Here is a 16,181-nt window from a genome sequence, read left to right as displayed (position 1 = left end):
CCAGTTTCAGGACGAATGTCAGCTCGCTGGCGAGGACTTTTCCAGACTGACCGACTCTGTCACAGCGACATCCTCCGGATCATTCGCTTCCTGCAGCGGCACCATGCCGGACAGCAGCTTTACGCTGTACTCTGCAGCGGAAATAATCTCCAGCGGCCAGGTCATCAGCACTTCATTCTGGATCTGCTCAACGTCTTCTCTCGGCGTTTTGTGCGTCCCTTTCAGGGGATGTCCATGCCATAAAGACATGGCCACCAGCAGTGCGCCGGATTTAATCGTCATATCCATCGCCGCCTGCATATCGGCATCAGAGATACTTTCCAGCGACTTCAGGTGTTCAAGATGCTCAATACGCTGTAGCGCCGACAGTTCATAGAGCGTGACGGTCTTGCCGTTGCGTTCGAACGGTTCACTTTTTAAAAACATGGATTACTCCAGAAAGCGGGGCCACAAGCCCCGGAGGTCAGGAAATGGTGACTTTACAGGTCGCGACAAACAGCCCGTCGTTGGTCATCACGATAATGTCGGCGGTTCCGGCGGCAATGCCGGTTACCGTCAGCACCGTACCGGAGACAGTCACCGTGGCTTTACCTGCATCTGTGGTAGTGGCCCGGAAAGATTGATCGCTCGCGCTGGCTGGCGCCACGGTGACATTCAGCGTGGTGGTGGCAGCAACCGCAACGGTGGTGGTCGATTTATCCAAGCTGACGCCGGTTACGTCAATCACTGCAGCAGCGCTGTCTTCAGCAAGACCTGGCTTGCCGTTGTTGCTGATTTTGACAGAACGGGTAATGGTGTCTTTTGCCGTCACCGTTTTACCCAGGCTGCTTACCCAGCCACGGAACACATCGATGGCACCATTCGGGTATTTGATTTTGTACGCCAGCACGGTACCGTCATCAAACCAGCGAACCAGATCCTGCTGCCCGCTCTCGGCAGGTTTCCAGGCCAGCGTAAAACTGGCCTCCCCCGCCGATTTCTGGCCCTGTGAAGTGGACGTCCAGTCAGCATCCGCATCATCCAGATAGGTGTCGTCGTTTGATTCGGCAGTCAGTTCACCGGGCTGCAGGTCTTTAATCTTTGCCAGGCGCGTCCAGTCAACATCCGATAATGGGTTGGCGAAGGGGTTACCCGATCCGGAATAAATCCAGAGCGTGGTGGTGGCACCCTTTACCGGCGCCAGTGGGTTTGGTGTAGTCATTACGTCCTCACATTTCGTAAGTAATGGAATATTTCAGATCAGCCGAACTCCAGAGCCCAAGATCGTCATCGCGCTGGTAGTCATATCCCTGCTGCACCATGTTATTGATCAGGAGGGAAAGTCCTGGCACATTGCCAAGCACCGGATAAATACGTGACTCCATCCAGTCATCGAGCTCGGAATCGGGTACCTGCGCCGGTAAAAAGATTTCGATATGCAGCGTGGCCTGCCAGATATCAGCATCCAGTTCTTCGCCGGTATACCCGGCATCCGTCAGGAAGACAGCGACCGCCGGAAAATCCCCCTCCTCCAGTACCGCTGGACGTCCGTCAAAATAGAGTGCGTCTTTACCAATATGGCTCTCCAGCGCATCAATAATCGCCTTTCTAATATCAGTGTGTTTCATCGTTTCAGAATCAGCCTGAGTTGGTTTTTAAGGGATGCCCGAAGTTCTTTAGGCATATCCGATTCCATGAGCTTCGGCAGCTCATCTTTAAATGCGGTCGTCAGTGGCGCTGCCAGTGGAATGCTGACCACTTCGATCGGATAGCGGGGTCTGGATGTCCTTCGCATCACATGCCAGCGACCATTTTCCAGTTGTTGAATAAAGGCCCCGGGGAAACGAAAAGGGCCAATACGCAACACACTATTGGCCCCTTTTTTGTCCCGTTTTCTGCGGGATAACCGTACGCTGGCGGTACCGAGCTTTATCGCGGGCAGGTTGCCCCGGTTCACGCGGATCATTGCCATCGGCTTTTTCGCCGTGGCGCGTTTTATCCTCGCGCGTTGTTTTACCAGCTTGCGTGGCACCCGCGTATCTTTCGAGACAACGGCAACGCTTCGGCTGACTGCCCGGGTGGCGACACGGTTAACAGCCTGCGCCGAGGCCCGCGGAACCGCCGTATTGCTGATGCTGTTCAGGTTTGCTATAGCCTGTTCAAGCCCTTTTAAAGACATAGTTTTCCCTTAACGGCGCCGGGTCGCTGCGGGAGGAGAACCCGTACCAAGCCAGATATGGCAGGAGCCACAGTCATCAGGACCAATACGATCAACCCAGAAAGGTTTTCCGTTAATATCCAGCGTGTCCAGCCGCGCCAACTGCCCAATCGTTGCTGATTTCACAAACAACGACGGGCTGGTCCCCTCGACACGGATGCCGGGTGTGGCGTAACCGATATTTTCCGGATCATCGAAAACACCACTCAACGTGACGCCAAAAATCGCGCCGGACGTTACCGTTGCAGAAGTCCCCATAACCTGCCGAATAGTGTCATCGGCCTGTGTTATTGCAGCATCAAAAAGGTTATCGAAATCAGCCACACAGCCCCCTGCTAGTACTCGCGGACCAGTCCGAGTGCAACCAGGCTGTCAGCATCCGCTTGTGTCACGCGAATCACGGTCCCCGCTTCCACAATAGATACCCGTTCCTCGCGGGTCGCGTGCAGCGCCTCAATGTGCAGCGTGGCCAGCGTTTCGACGGCCATCAGCGCGTCATCTGTTCTACCGCTTAACACAGTATCCACTGGCGGCACGGGTCCTACGGTGCCGGTGGATGCACTACCATCACTTACGCCACCATTTTCAACACTATCGGTATCAGTGCCGTCATTCAGTTCTTCCTCCAGCTCTGCAATGCGCATAGAGAGCTCGTGAATGGTGCCACTGGTATTCACTTCCCGACCAAGCTGCGCGCCAAGCTCATTAAGCCGCGCAATCAACTTTTCTTTTTCTGTCATAAGAACAACTCCGGAACAGGGCCCCGCAGGGCCACAGAATGGACATCAGGCGAGTTTGACAGACACGAACGCATCCGGGTCAGCCAGCAGCATCAGTGGTGCAGACTGGATCATGGTGAACTCACGCGCCGGATCGCCTGTCTGTACCCAGTTTTTCGGATAACGCGTGGAAGCGTTAATGCCTTCACGCTGGGCATCCACATCCTGAATGCAGCCGTAGGTGCGCAAACCGCGCGCCTGGGTATTACCCAGCACCATGCTCAAATCCGGCAGGTAGTTCTTTTTGGTGTCGTCTTCAATGTATTGCCCGGAGTAAACGACAATGGCCACATCGCCATACATTCCCTTATAGGAGACCGCTTCACCCAGATCTTTCAGCGCCGTTTCCAGTTCAGAGTTAGAACCGCGACGGGTGTCGAGCTTCTCTTTTACCGCTTTGAATGAACGGAACAACGCCCAGCCCTTCGGATCAAAGACGATAATATTGACCACGCCGCTGGCGTTCAGCGCATAGGTTTCAATATCGTCAGTAGGGTCATAGGTTTCTTTGTCGCGAGAGCTCCAGGCTGCAGCACCTGCCTGGATGATGTTGTTTCCGGCACTGCGTCCCATATCCACCTCAACCGGTTCAAACGCTTCGCCGGTCATGGTGTATTTACCGTTGAGAACAGCAGCCACAGCCTGTTTCTCTTCCACCTGAGCAATCGCCAGTTCTTCATCCTTCATGTTCTGCAGGATAATGCGACGGCGGCGGTAGGCCGGGTCAGCCAGATTTTGCGGGTCTTCATCCGGCAGGCGGCGCAGCGTCATCTGCGGGTTTACCTCGTGCTTTGGCTTGACGTAACCCGGCGTAAACTCTGACGTTGCGCCACCACGGGAGCGGATAACCTTGCCGGAAATAACAGGAGAGACGTACAGCGCCATGTTGACCATGCCCGGGATTTGCGACAGATACACCTTCTCGGTGCTGAAGGGGTAGCTTTCACGGAAGAAGATACGCAGGAAAAGCGGATCGAATTTGAATTTCTTCTCATTGACCGCCAGCAGTTGGGCAGTTGTGTAAATTGACATAGATTTTTCCCGTAAAAAAAGCCGCGATGGCGGCTTCTGTGGATGATGGTTACTGTTAAGTCGGGTGTCAGACGATGCTGATAGCTGTACCCGTGAACGCGTTGCGCTTGATGTGTTCATCCGTCACCGCATTCGGCCAGAGCACATTTTCAATACGGAAAGAGCCGGACTTATAGAATGCCAGCTCTGTGTTGCTCTGGTCCGCGGAAACAGCCAGAATGCCACAGGCAGCCCCAGCATGCTGGCCATCCCAGACGGTCAGCTTGCCGGAAGTGGCATCCAGCATCAGGGGCGTCATCGCCGGTACTGCTTTCGTCAGTTCACCAGGTGCAAAACCGGTATGCGCCGGATCACTGTTCCCGAGGGGCTGATTGTGCGTAAATTGTTCAGTGTTAGACATGTTGACCTCTTAAACAGGCGTATTTAACAAATCGTCACCCGCTTCGGCAGAAGCGCTACCTGCCGTTACGGTGCCGGGTGCGGTTTCCATCAGACGATCCAGCGCGGTATCCGTACGCGCCTGGGCACTCTGAGGAGCCGCGGCAAGGATGCGCTGGGCACTTTCCACCGTCATCCCTGGCGTTTCCGCCAGCGCGCGCGCCTGTGATTCACGCCCTTTCGCCTCTTCACAGTTCAGGATCCCCATAATGCGACCGTTTTCGGCTGCGACCGCCGCTGCCAGCTGGCTGCTGATATCAACAGTTGCGCCCGCGGCAGGGTCAGTAACGACCACAGCAGGCGCGTCAACGGTGGTCACGGTCTGGTCAGCAGATGCTGCTGGTTGAGTGGTATCTGCTGATGCAGTAGTACCTTTCATGCTTCCTCCTCGGGAAATCATCGTTCGTTTATTAATTGCATCGCGCATAACGTTCAGCGCATCCATGTTGTTGACCAGTTGCTCCGCCAGGCCGTTGTCTACTGATTCCTGGCCTGAAAACACAGCCGCTTCAGTATCAAGAACGGCCTGAACCGACATGCCGGTATAACCCGCCACCTTTTCAGCGAACATCTGCCGGGTAGCGTCAATACGCGCCTGAAAATCTGCGCGTACCTCTTTGGGTAATTTCTCGTAGGGGTTCCCGTCCACCTTGTGATCGCCGCTGTAAATCAACGTGACCTCAACGCCGCTGGTTTTAAGGGCGGCGCCGTAATTGCTGTGGGCCATCATGACCCCGATAGATCCCGTTCTGGCCGTCTGCGTCACAAGCCGACGTGATGCCGCACTGGCAATCAGCTGGCCAGCGCTGCAGTTCATATCGTTGGCTAACGCCCATATGGGTTTGATATCCCGCATGCGGGCGATGATGTCCGCACAGTCAAAGGCACCCGCCACCATTCCACCTGGCGTATCCATATCCAGAAGAATGCCGTCTACACCCGGATCGCTGATTGCCTGCTGGAGGCGGGCGATGATGCCGTTGTACCCCGTCATCCCCGAATACGGCTGGAGTGAGCGGGTTTTACTGACCAGCGTCCCGGAAACAGGCAGCACCGCGATACCATCAGTGACCTGGTAGCTTCGCGCCGGCTTTGGCCCCATTTCCTCATCATCACCAAAGAGTGCCAGCGGTTCAGCCATCTGCTCTGCGCCAAGCGTAACGCCCGACACGGTGTCGGTCAGACGGGTGATACCTAACTGACCAGCGAGCGCGCAAAAGAAAACCCGCGCATAGGCGGGTTCAAGTAAAAGCGGCTCATTGAAGGCCATACTGGCAATGTGCGGGAGATTACGCAGCTCTGGCGTCATCGGTCCCCTCCTCATTCGATTTTTTCAGTCCAGACTCAAAGGCCGAAGCCGCCCACGCTGGCGGTTTAAGTCCCGCTGCGCGGCGCTCCATCGTTTCGCGAACCTGCTGGGCAAAGATTTCCTGATAATCTTCCCCGCGTTTGGCGCATTCCTTCTCATAGGTGCTCAGCCCCGCCTCAATGAGCATGACGGCCTCCTGCACCTCCTTCAGACCGTCAATGGCCATTCTCCCGGAGCCGATCCAGTCTGCATTTCCCCAGGCGCTTCTCGCCTCCTGAAAACTGAATCGGGCTTTAGACGGTAGTGTCACCACCCGGCGAACAATGGCCTCTTCCAGCCAGCATAAAAACATCTGACAGGCCTGGCGGGAGGCAACAAATTTGCGACGCCCCATAAAGTACGCCCAGGACTCGTTAGCACTGGCGCGGGCGGTGGAATAACTCATCTGCGAATAGTTGCGAGAGAGTTGCTCATACGACACACCCAACCCTGCAGCAATGTAGCGCAGCAGAGATTGTTCAAACGTCGAATAGCCGTTATCAGTATCCTGCGCTGACTGAAGATTCAGGGAGTCGCCCGGCATCAGATGCGGCACCTTCGCGCCGCCGAGACGAACCGGCGCCGCGGTATAGTACGAGGCCATCTCCCCCAGCCAGCCAGTCATCTTGCTTTGATGCTCTTTACTGTCTGAGCCGAGAATAAAGTCCATCGCAGTTTGCGTATCCAGCTCACTTTCAATCGTAGCGGCATACATCGCCTTGACAATCGCACTCTGGAGCTGCGTATTTTGCAGTGTATCGAGCATTTTCATTTGCTCCATGACGCTGTAAAACACGTTAGCACCGCGTGTCTGCCCATCTTCCAGGGGTTCAAATACGTGGATAAAGGAAGGCCGGCCGCCGGGCAGTTCACGCGGGATGTAGGTCCACTTCTGCGCCATCCACCCCGGATAGCCATCCTCGCTGACGTAATATCCCAGCGCGGCGCCACTGTCATTTGTTCTGACACCTGCCCGACAGTTTCGCGTGTCTCCGGCATTATTGGGGTTGCTGATGCGTTTTGGGCTCACCATCTTGAACTGTGTGCGGAAAAGACGCGTGGAATCACTGTCCCAGGTGGCCTGTGCACATAACTCACCGTTAAACGCATGCATGGAAACACCCTCGCGGATCATCATGGTGAATGTACGCTTACGTTCCGCATCAATGCAGCAGCAATCATCCTCAGCAAATTCTTTCCAGGCCGCCTCAACTTCACGGGAGAACGCCCGGGCCTCTTCCTCTCCAATGCCCAGAAAACGCCAGCTGGGGCGATAACTGAGCCGGAAAAATGATCCGACAATGTGATCCTGATGGAGCTGTACCGCGTTTGCCGCATAGCCATTATTGCGGACCAGGTCGTCAGCGCGCGCGTTACCACGGGAAAAATTAGGCAATAACGCAGCATCTGCGCTTTCACTCGGTGGGTTCCAGGCGCGGAGCTGACCGCCAAAGCCACCAGCACCGCCATGATATCCGGCATAATCCCGCAGAGCGGTTTTACCGTCCGGTCCTAACAAAGCAGGTGTTTTCATGCGTAAAATCCTGCCGGTCCCCGGCGTCGTGGAGTGGTGCCAACCTGTGACTCAAGTTCGGCAATGTATTTTTTCAGGTCACTGACGGAGGTCGCGGTAAACTCAACCCGCCGGCCGTCTTTTTGCACCGTTGCCACCCGCTTTCCCATCATGAGATCGTGCAACGCAGCGCGGGCGGCATCCAGATCAGTCTGTGTCGCCATTATTCATCTCCAGATAATGCCCTGGCATAATCAGCCAGGGTTTTGTTATTGGTCCGGTTCCCCTCTTCCTCCAGTAGGCTCGCGAGCAGTGAATCAAGATCCAGTTGCCATCGTGAAATACTGATCCGCAGGGCAGCCAGCGCGTACACGAAGCAGTCCAGCGCCTCATTTCGTCGCTTTTTGCTGTCCCAAACAATTTTCTTACGCCCGTCCACCCATTTTTCAACCTGCTCCTCAGCAGTAAGCTGCTGTGCCTCAGCCAGATCGTAAATTTCGGGGTTATTGGGGAAATGCACGGCACCGGCAAGAGGATCACTCCCTTCCGGCTGAAGTGTGAAGCGGTTATAAATCTGCTCCTTTGCGGTATCAGTCCCCACTTCCGTCAGATAAACGCCGTTCTTGTTGCGTTTGCGCGGCATATTCGCCACAGGCTTGCCGTAAACGGAAGCCCCTTTAATTGGGATCACGCGAAACAGACCATGCTTTTTTGAGCGATTGTAGACAATGGTGGGGTCAATACCGCCGATATCCCAGCAGATACGGGATACCGACATTTCCACGCCATTCTTTCGGAGATAGGTTTTGTTAATCGCCTCGTCCACCCTGACGAGGGTCGCTTCATCATCATGACGGCCCATAATGATCTGCCGGTCAATCAGCCAGCTTTCCTCACCGGGCCCCCATCCCCAGACGCGCATTTCATATCGATCCAGTTGGGAGTCGATCCCGGCTGTCAGATAAGCAACACGCTCAGGTACGGATGCCCCGAAGAACTCTTTGCGTTCGGCCATGAGCTCCGCGTCAGGCCGTTCACCAATTTTAGGCTCCCATGTTTCGCCCAGAGTGGTGTTCACGAAGGTTTTACGCTTTCCTGTATCCCCTTTCGTTTTTAGCCAGTCTTTAACGATCTGAACCCAGGTGGTAAACGGGCTGTATGCCGTCCAGATGTGAAACGTCACGCTGTCTGGCGGGTCGATTTCGGTGCCTGTTGATGAAAACCAGGATAAACCGTCGCGCGTCCAGATCCCGGTGGTGTCGCAGATGTAACGAGCTTCAGTGAAATCCAGCTCCTGCTGCTTAATGACGCAGGCATTATGTTCACACAGGTAAAAGACGCTGGATGGTTCGCCCGGTGTCCATTTCAGCCCGAACGGGGTCTCTTTGTCGCCGAATTTAAGGTACTGCTCTTCACCACAGTGCGGACAGGCAACATGAAAACGCATGAAATGCCCGGACTCGCTGGCAGCACGCTCAATCTGGCAGGTCCCCTTTGTTTTTGGCGTTGAGCCGCGAATAGATTTGGGCCAGACAGACCCCTCAATACGTTTATCACCCAGGAACGTCGGGGATCCCTCTTTCTCAATATCTTCATCGAATGCCGCCAGTTCATCGTAACCGGCGACATCGACCGATTTCTCACGATAGTTTTTCGCCGCTTTACCACCCAGACACCAGAACCCGCGACCGTTGGAGAAGCGTTTCATACTGAGCGTATTGTCCCGGTGCTTTTTTCCATACCAAGGGGCCAGCGCCAGAAGTGACGGAATATCGCGAATCGTCGGCTCAACATGCGACTTCATAAAGTTTTCGGCGTCACCATCAGTAGGCAGCCAGATAAGGGAATTTCGCTGCTTGTGCTGAATAAAATACGCATAAACACCCAGCAACATTTTTGAATAGCCAACACGGGCAGACTTAACAACGTTGACCTCACGTATGTAATCGTTACCCATCGCATTCATGATCGCGCGTTGAAACGGCAACGTTTCCCAGCGCCCTTCCTGGTAGGCCGACTCTTTGGGGAGATAGTAATTATCGTCTGCCCATTCAACCGCCGTTTGCGGCTCAGGTCGGTACAGCGAAAGTAGACCCGCGCGCGCAGAGTGCTGCAGCCCCTTAACCTGACTGTTCGATATATTCACTCAGCAACCCCGGTATTATTTCATCCAGCGCAGCTGCTTTGTTCATGGCTTTAATGATGTCCTTCTTGAGGAAATCAATATGTCGGTTTTCCAGCTCCGGGAAGCGCCGCTGAACAGACAGAGGGACTCCATCAAGAATGCTGGCTACTTCTCCGGCCATCCGCGACAGCACGAACGTGCAGAATGCGGTTTCCACCACCTCAGCGGAATCTTTTGCATTTTTTAGTTCCTGGGCGTCAGCCTGTGCCCGGGTGAGGCGATGACGCTCATAGTCAATCGTACCAGGCTGAAGGTCGGATTCCGATGCAAGACGAAGGTCTTCCACCTCCTTGCGTAATTTCTCATTCTCAATCGCCGCGTCGCGTGCGGAATACCATTCAATAGCCGCGGAAGATTCATAGAGGACCTCATTACCTTTTCCGCCGCCACGTGCCACAGGCATTCCCTGATCCTGCCAGTTCTGGATGGTTCGCACGCTGACACCAAATATTTCAGAAAGCCGCTTTTTGTTGACCTCCATAGCCCACTCCATGCACAAAAACAGAGAAAGGAAACGCCCTCTGGCTATTTAACCGTTTTTAAGGCTTATCGTTTCCTTTCTTTTCAGGGGGTGTTTTCAGTTAAAACAATGAATTAGCGAGAAGAAGAACGGAAATGGCAAATGCCTGAAAATTTTCATAAATAGCGAGAATCTGCGAGGTCGCCGCCCCGTAACAGGCCGGATCGCCGGAAAGGACCCACAGAGCCCATGAGGTAGGGTTACCTGTTGAATCATATCTCATCACCCAAGTGCAACACTTTCTGGATAACTTCTCCCATGCCAAAAGTATTTATTTGTGTGAGGATGCCCATGGACTCAATTGAAAAACACGAGTAAAAATAACATTTCACTTAGAGAGGTAACTCATGGATATTAAAGATAAAATCAACACTGCATTACTTTGTGACATTGCCATTCATCTTGACATCGATACTGACTTTGACCCGGAAATCGTCAAATATGCGATCACTTCCGGTCAAGACTGGATTCTTGACGCAAAATATTCTGGAGCATTCTCCGAAGGTTCAGGAAAGGCTGAGCGAGATTTTGTAGTCGAATTACTGTATGCCTATAGGGGGCTTTCTAAATCGTACCGTTTGCTTAGCTCAACAGAGCAAGATGAGCTTAAGAAGAAACACCGCTTGAATATTGTTGGTGATCAGATTCAATTGCCTGGTTTCGATGGAAACAACGAGTATGAATACGAAGGTATAATCGAAGCATTTCAGAAAATTGATCGCTTCCCTGAACAAAAACTTCCTCTTAATAATACTCATTTACATACAGTGCATCACTACAAGGCGCTGATCGAAGCTTGTAAAAAAATAAATGCCCTAGATCGCCAATGGGAACTGAGTTCTGCAGAGGTTAGCGAAATCTTATCTCAAGCCCCGTTAGCTCTTTAATTTTGGATCAATTTTTATTCTCGGATGAGGATAAATAACGTTTTATACCTACTAGGGGATGGATTTTGATTTTCTTTCCCCTTCAATTTCTCTTATTCCTCTAAAATTATTATTACCCTTCTCGATAACGGACAGCAGCGGCTTAATCCACAGCACAGCTTGACAATATGTCATTGAGCTGGTGGCAACGGTACTAGCATCGGCTGCGTCAGATTTGCCGGAATCGGCGTGCATTGCGCTGGCACGTAAACGGTGCGCGTATTCGAGCAACCCACCAGCAATGTCAGCAGGAACAGGCAGATCACAGGTTTTTTCACGGCGGAGAATCTCCCGGTATTCGATTACGGTTTCTTCGGTGCTGGTATTGATCAGAGAGTTAAGCCTGTTGGCATGTTCAGCAACCTGATTGAATCGATTGAAATTAAGAGCCTGAGTTGCTATCAACTTGCCCTGCATAACGTTGTCACTTCTAAGAACGTCGTTATCACTTTTTATGCTTGTGACATCTGCACAACTCTTTATGAGAGCGAATGACAGGCCCGCAATAACGATAATAACGATCAGAACGGGATTAATTTTCATTGTCCCAGCCCCCAGCACGTCAGAGCGCTTTCCTGATCCCGTCTTTCTACCTGTCCATAGCAGCCATTTTTCTGGCCTTTGGTTAGACGACAATCGCGGCCACCGTCTTTAATCCACCAGCGAATGGCTTCACAGGCTCCTTTACGGTCGCCAGCATTGATCCGCTTATAGAACGTAGACGGGAAGCATTTTCCGGGGCCGATGTTATACGGACAAAAAGATGCTATCCCAGCTTTCTGTGGTTCGGTCAGTGGCACCTTGATATTTTGCTCGACCCACGCCAGCGCCTTGTCGCGTTCGATGGCGTTTACATGGGCACATTTCTCAGCAGAAAGCCTCATGCCCTGAACTACTGGCTTACCATCAACCATCGTGGTGCCACGGCAAATGGTCCAGATTCCGCCGCCGTCGCGATATGCTTTCAGGCTGTTACCCTCTTTCTCATCCAGAAACTGATCGAGAATCATGGGCGCGGAAGCCCCGGCAAGAATCAAACCAACGACCGCTGCACTCAGTTTATTCTTCAGCTTTGGTGGCATAGCCATTGCGACGATCCTCCCGTTCTTTCCAGCGGAAATACCAGTTCACTGCGCAGGTGATAACGGTGCATGCGATACCGACAATAATTGCCCAGTCACTCAGGCTTAACCCTGCAATTCTGTCGGCCAACATCCAGGACACCTCTTTTGCTGTTTTAGCTGTTTCGGCATATGCCTTCGCTGATACACCGCAGCCGGCAAGCGTGGTTCCTGATCCATATGAAAGTCTGCTGTAAATGGTGCTCATTCTGGTCATAGCCTCACCTCCGATTTTTCGGATGGCGCTGTGTGATGAAAGGAGGATCAGGCTTCACGGGCTGGATTTATCAACAAAGCACGCAGTGAGTGATACCCGTGAGCCTGAATAAGAAAAAGGCCGCCATTCGGCAGCCTCGATTAGATACGATGAATTGCGCTGACAGGCGCCATGAACAAAATAAAAAAAAGCCCATCATTCAGGACAGGCTAACGGGGTGGTTAATGTTGATAATATTTATTTTATTTGTGGCGCCGGGTGCCTCCCGGTGATTCTGCCCCGGCTTACAGAACCGCGTGAAACAGCGCTTACAGAGCTTTGCCAGACGCCCCTCCGCATAGGGGGATTCGCCACAACTGAGAAGATAGATTTAATCATTGCAGCAAACAACGCCAGCCTTTCAATTTTAGGAATCAGTTATCTTCTCTCTGTTAGCAGATACAAAAAATCCACCAACTAAGAACGCCATACTAAAACAACAAAAAAAAGCCTGCTCGGACGAACAGGCTAAAAGTCTGTATGCAACTTCTAAAAGATTATTATGTGGTGCCCGATTCCTTTCAGTGAAACTGCCCTAGCAGGCAAGCTTCATGAAGCAACTTTGGACCTCAGGAGTCCTTAACTGGTCACCCTCCGCACAAGAGGATTCACCACAATTTTAAAAATAAAGCCATCCTTCAGCCCTTACAACATCCACTGACTGAATTTCAGAATCAGTTATTTAAGATGTTACAGATCGACGATATGACAGGGGTACTGGTGCAATGCACCTCGCGAATACCCCTGTCGTATCGCCGGAAAGCAAAAACCCCGCGCTGGCGGGGTTCTCGTTATATTCAAATTGTTCGCTTTTCGTCGCTGCCATCGTGGCGCAGCTCTGCCAAGCATGAATGGATTATCTAACTTTCTGGGTAGTTTTCAATACCAGATACAAAAAACAGCACAAAAAAGCAAAAGCATTATTCCTCGCTTTCCAATAGTGCTCTCGCTGACAGGTACACCTTTGCTCTGAAAATCTGTAAACACCACTTAACTCGCTCTCTGGCCTTTTCTTGTGTCAGCCAGGGCGCAATCGCCTGCAGTTCCCGGGTTATATCTGAGATTTTTTTTCGTGTGGTGTAATACTGAAGACCAACAACATAAACCGGATCGTTAATATCCAGCGCCTGCAGTACGCATTGCTCAACAAAATCGACATCATCATTATGCAGGGCTTCATCAATCACACTGACAGGTGACTGGGGCCAGAGAATGCTGTGTGCCCTGTTCATTGCCTGCTGTCCACGGAATCCTTCTTCTCGAGCCTGGTTCAACGCCGCGGTGAAGCGCTCTAACGCCTTATCTGACCAGTTCCGTCCCTTAAGTACATTCCAGCACGCGTGTCCTCGCGGCATACGTGGTGCTGTTTTTCCACCCACACCATCACCCCATGTAGTGAGCAGGGATTTAATCCATCCGGACTGGATCCCCGTCAGGAGGATGCATTTCCCCAGCCAGCTTTTACGCGGCGCAGATGCTGCTTTACCAAGTGCTTCAAAATGATTACGTCGTTGACGTGGTGTCATCCTGTTCATCTCCTTACGCCAGAACACCGAGCCCGTAAGCCCGGTCCAGCACTCTGATAATCATTACCGGCTGAGGTACATGCTTTCGCTCAAACTTCACCGGGTCGTTATGTAGTTCTGTATGGCACTGACGACACAGGGGGATCGCGAAAATATCATGCGCCTTCGTTGCCATACCTCCCTGCCCCCAGCCAATTAAATGGTGTGGGTCGTCTGATGGTTCGCCACAGCATTCGCAGGGCTGTGTTTTAATCCATTCCAGATATCGGGGGGCCGTCCAACGGATACGCTTTGGACGTTTCATATAGGTTTGCGGAGATTCAGGATCGACCAGAACACCAACTACAGGCTTAATCGCAGGCACCTGCGCTGGTGGCATGTTCACGGTTACTGTGCTGGCTTTGGCTGTAATGATGCTGGTGGCGGTTACACCCGGCTCGATGTCGCATTCATGCATGACTGACTGATGCTCTTCCGGAGGAATACGAAGCGCCCGACTGGCTACTGATTCGGGAATTGCATCGGTAACACCCATACGCACCGCCCACCAGCATAGCTCCGCCAGCGACAGTTCTCTGGAAGGATCCTGATTTAGCGCCACCATGATGCTATTGATAATCCAGCTAATAACATTACGTCTCGCCAGCTCTGCAAGTTGCTCGCTGTAGTGGTCACGCAAATGGTTATCACAATGTCCACACAGAAGAACCGATCCGGGTTCATGACGCAGAGTGGTTAACTCGTGATAATGGTAATCGCTGTGTGGCCACTGGCAGCAGCTGCCGCCATAACGCAAAAGCCAGTAATCAAGCCCACTCAAACCACCAGCAGCCTTCATAACCTTTTCATCCAGGAAGAACGGCCACAGTGACTCGTCACACGCAAGCGGCTGGCGAACGTCAGGAACACGGCCTGCAGGCAAACGCTCCATACCTGCTGGCTGGCTTTCCACCAGCACACGTTCACAACTGAATAATGACATCAGCTCACTGCCCGGCTTGAGCAGCACAATTCCAAGCTCACGCACAACCACCGGCTTCAGCAGCGCCCTCATTCTGCAATCTCCCCGATAATTATTTGTCCCTTCTCTCCCCATAATTTTGTGACGCGTGAATCCCAGATGTGAGCGTCATCTTCGTAAATGGCATCCATCAGGGCTTTCATCATGTTGTCGAAATCAGGTTTAGCCTGGTGTGGTTTACCGTTGAACTCAGTCCGTTTCTTTTTGCTCCAGCTCGCTGGCATCGGAAGAATGAAAGTGACATGCGAACCGCTTTCCGCCAGCCCAACACCCTGCAGACGAACTTCATCACAGAAAGCCCGGTAACGTAGAACCTCGGGGCGCTTTTTCCATTTGTCAGCGCGCGTCATTCTGGGCTTGCCCATTGGGGTGATATCGTAGACTTTCACATTCACCTCCAGATCCGTTGTTGCCAAGTTCTGTCCTGACGCGGAGGCTTAGATACTTCTGGCAAGAACGCGCTGATCGTCCAGTGAATAAAGTCATTATCCAGACTACGCTCTGTCTTAATCTGCTTTGCGCGATAGCGGGCTTCCAGTTCGTCAGCCTGCTCAGTGGTGAGTTGGGTATGTTGAAACCAGCTTTTCTTCATAACGCACCTCTGGATGCGGCAAAAAGAAAATCGCTGGCGTTAGTTAACGTCAGTATGTGGGGTTGCTTGAATTGATCTTGCGCCATGGGGCTTTTCTCCTGTGGCGCAGCAGGTATAGGTTGTTCAGGCCTATGACGGGAGTGTAACAGATTTCTGGGTAACGCGATAACCAGCCCTTTCCAGCATCTGAGTAAACAACGTTGGTGTGCCAATAATTTCATCATCCTGAAGAGGCATGAAAGACACCATGCTGCCGCGCCGGTACATCAGGGCACGCTCACATTCTGGAAATGATTGCAGTCTGGCAACGATGACTCCATCGTGACATCTGATGACTGCGTAGCCTTTTTTGGGCAATTCTACTTTTTCTTTCACTTAAACTCCCCCATGCAAACGGGATCAAAGTAATACCCAAAAAATTAATAAAACCAGTCGTCAGCGCTTTCCCATGTTTCCTGCAGGATTTCCTCCACCTTCGTTTTATCGCCCTTATCGCCACCGAAAACAGTCAGGCTATCGCCGCCAGCCCTGCGGATGACCAGAGAGCAATTTTCATATTGATCCTGAAGTCTTTTAAGCAACTCTTTCTCAAGTGCGGGTATGGCGCCGCGCGGCAGGTCTTTTGATTTGTTGATGGTAAGTTCTATCTTCATAATTCCCTCTACACCAATATACTGTACATCCATACAGTATGCCTATTGAACCTCATATTCAAGTGGTTAATAGC

At 52.2% G+C, this 16,181-nt stretch carries 23 protein-coding genes; 1 reads left to right on the top strand and 22 read right to left on the bottom strand.

What is annotated here, in order from left to right:
* Positions 1-18: 18 nt before the first annotated feature.
* From gpG to SK38_RS03225, 13 genes are all read right to left on the bottom strand, one after another.
* Positions 19-426: a phage tail assembly chaperone G gene (gene gpG, locus SK38_RS03285; RefSeq protein ID WP_048235161.1), complete on the bottom strand. Its 408-nt coding sequence runs from the start codon at positions 424-426 to the stop codon at positions 19-21.
* Between the two features lie 37 nt (positions 427-463).
* Positions 464-1,201, bottom strand: a complete 738-nt coding sequence (locus SK38_RS03280; RefSeq protein ID WP_048235160.1) for a phage tail protein — start codon at positions 1,199-1,201, stop codon at positions 464-466.
* A gap of 7 nt (positions 1,202-1,208) precedes the next feature.
* Complete coding sequence (locus SK38_RS03275) at positions 1,209-1,607, bottom strand: phage minor tail U family protein (protein WP_003826202.1); 399 nt, start codon at positions 1,605-1,607, stop codon at positions 1,209-1,211.
* Positions 1,604-2,158: a phage tail protein gene (locus tag SK38_RS03270; protein ID WP_003826200.1), complete on the bottom strand. Its 555-nt coding sequence runs from the start codon at positions 2,156-2,158 to the stop codon at positions 1,604-1,606. The genes SK38_RS03275 and SK38_RS03270 overlap by 4 nt, the downstream gene beginning before the upstream one ends.
* 9 nt (positions 2,159-2,167) lie before the next feature.
* Positions 2,168-2,521: a head-tail joining protein gene (locus SK38_RS03265; protein ID WP_048235159.1), complete on the bottom strand. Its 354-nt coding sequence runs from the start codon at positions 2,519-2,521 to the stop codon at positions 2,168-2,170.
* Between the two features lie 11 nt (positions 2,522-2,532).
* Positions 2,533-2,937, bottom strand: coding sequence for a DNA-packaging protein FI (gene gpFI / locus SK38_RS03260; RefSeq protein WP_048235158.1), 405 nt, complete (start codon positions 2,935-2,937; stop codon positions 2,533-2,535).
* A gap of 45 nt (positions 2,938-2,982) precedes the next feature.
* Positions 2,983-4,008 carry a major capsid protein gene (locus tag SK38_RS03255; RefSeq protein ID WP_048235157.1) on the bottom strand — a complete coding sequence of 342 codons (1,026 nt, stop codon included), beginning with the start codon at positions 4,006-4,008 and terminating at the stop codon, positions 2,983-2,985.
* Between the two features lie 67 nt (positions 4,009-4,075).
* Entirely contained in the window at positions 4,076-4,408 is a 333-nt protein-coding gene (locus tag SK38_RS03250) for a head decoration protein (RefSeq protein ID WP_048235156.1), read from the bottom strand.
* Between the two features lie 9 nt (positions 4,409-4,417).
* On the bottom strand, positions 4,418-5,755 hold the full coding sequence (locus SK38_RS03245) for a S49 family peptidase (RefSeq protein ID WP_048235155.1): 1,338 nt from the start codon (positions 5,753-5,755) through the stop codon (positions 4,418-4,420).
* On the bottom strand, positions 5,736-7,328 hold the full coding sequence (locus SK38_RS03240; protein WP_048235154.1) for a phage portal protein: 1,593 nt from the start codon (positions 7,326-7,328) through the stop codon (positions 5,736-5,738). The genes SK38_RS03245 and SK38_RS03240 overlap by 20 nt, the downstream gene beginning before the upstream one ends.
* Positions 7,325-7,531 carry a phage head-tail joining protein gene (locus SK38_RS03235; RefSeq protein WP_003034782.1) on the bottom strand — a complete coding sequence of 69 codons (207 nt, stop codon included), beginning with the start codon at positions 7,529-7,531 and terminating at the stop codon, positions 7,325-7,327. Before SK38_RS03235 ends, SK38_RS03240 begins: the two co-directional genes overlap by 4 nt.
* Positions 7,531-9,453, bottom strand: a complete 1,923-nt coding sequence (locus SK38_RS03230) for a phage terminase large subunit family protein (protein ID WP_048235153.1) — start codon at positions 9,451-9,453, stop codon at positions 7,531-7,533. The genes SK38_RS03235 and SK38_RS03230 overlap by 1 nt, the downstream gene beginning before the upstream one ends.
* Positions 9,428-9,973 carry a terminase small subunit gene (locus SK38_RS03225; protein WP_000453624.1) on the bottom strand — a complete coding sequence of 182 codons (546 nt, stop codon included), beginning with the start codon at positions 9,971-9,973 and terminating at the stop codon, positions 9,428-9,430. The genes SK38_RS03230 and SK38_RS03225 overlap by 26 nt, the downstream gene beginning before the upstream one ends.
* 386 nt (positions 9,974-10,359) lie before the next feature.
* On the opposite strand from SK38_RS03225, the gene SK38_RS03220 reads away from it, so the two are divergent.
* The gene (locus SK38_RS03220) at positions 10,360-10,899 is read left to right on the top strand and encodes a YfbU family protein (protein ID WP_048216144.1); all 540 of its coding nucleotides are present in this window, start codon (positions 10,360-10,362) and stop codon (positions 10,897-10,899) included.
* Positions 10,900-10,950: 51 nt separating this feature from the next.
* On the opposite strand, the gene SK38_RS03215 is transcribed toward SK38_RS03220, so the two are convergent.
* From SK38_RS03215 to SK38_RS03180, 9 genes are all read right to left on the bottom strand, one after another.
* Complete coding sequence (locus SK38_RS03215) at positions 10,951-11,481, bottom strand: hypothetical protein (RefSeq protein ID WP_048235152.1); 531 nt, start codon at positions 11,479-11,481, stop codon at positions 10,951-10,953.
* Positions 11,478-12,026 (bottom strand): lysozyme, encoded by a 549-nt coding sequence (locus tag SK38_RS03210; protein WP_048235151.1) that lies wholly within the window; start codon positions 12,024-12,026, stop codon positions 11,478-11,480. Before SK38_RS03210 ends, SK38_RS03215 begins: the two co-directional genes overlap by 4 nt.
* Positions 11,998-12,276: a phage holin gene (locus SK38_RS03205; RefSeq protein WP_016150433.1), complete on the bottom strand. Its 279-nt coding sequence runs from the start codon at positions 12,274-12,276 to the stop codon at positions 11,998-12,000. Before SK38_RS03205 ends, SK38_RS03210 begins: the two co-directional genes overlap by 29 nt.
* A 959-nt stretch (positions 12,277-13,235) precedes the next feature.
* Complete coding sequence (locus tag SK38_RS03200; protein ID WP_048235149.1) at positions 13,236-13,841, bottom strand: hypothetical protein; 606 nt, start codon at positions 13,839-13,841, stop codon at positions 13,236-13,238.
* A gap of 13 nt (positions 13,842-13,854) precedes the next feature.
* Complete coding sequence (locus tag SK38_RS03195; RefSeq protein WP_048235147.1) at positions 13,855-14,895, bottom strand: DUF968 domain-containing protein; 1,041 nt, start codon at positions 14,893-14,895, stop codon at positions 13,855-13,857.
* Positions 14,892-15,251: a RusA family crossover junction endodeoxyribonuclease gene (locus SK38_RS03190; RefSeq protein ID WP_048235145.1), complete on the bottom strand. Its 360-nt coding sequence runs from the start codon at positions 15,249-15,251 to the stop codon at positions 14,892-14,894. Before SK38_RS03190 ends, SK38_RS03195 begins: the two co-directional genes overlap by 4 nt.
* 2 nt (positions 15,252-15,253) lie before the next feature.
* The gene (locus SK38_RS03185; protein WP_048235144.1) at positions 15,254-15,454 is read right to left on the bottom strand and encodes a hypothetical protein; all 201 of its coding nucleotides are present in this window, start codon (positions 15,452-15,454) and stop codon (positions 15,254-15,256) included.
* A gap of 129 nt (positions 15,455-15,583) precedes the next feature.
* Positions 15,584-15,829: a hypothetical protein gene (locus tag SK38_RS23545; protein ID WP_075553025.1), complete on the bottom strand. Its 246-nt coding sequence runs from the start codon at positions 15,827-15,829 to the stop codon at positions 15,584-15,586.
* Between the two features lie 44 nt (positions 15,830-15,873).
* The gene (locus SK38_RS03180; protein WP_048236408.1) at positions 15,874-16,107 is read right to left on the bottom strand and encodes a DinI family protein; all 234 of its coding nucleotides are present in this window, start codon (positions 16,105-16,107) and stop codon (positions 15,874-15,876) included.
* Positions 16,108-16,181: the final 74 nt, after the last annotated feature.

Source organism: Citrobacter sp. MGH110, assembly GCF_001037515.1.
Lineage (GTDB): Bacteria > Pseudomonadota > Gammaproteobacteria > Enterobacterales > Enterobacteriaceae > Citrobacter > Citrobacter portucalensis.
This window is presented reverse-complemented; position numbering and strand designations above follow the sequence as displayed.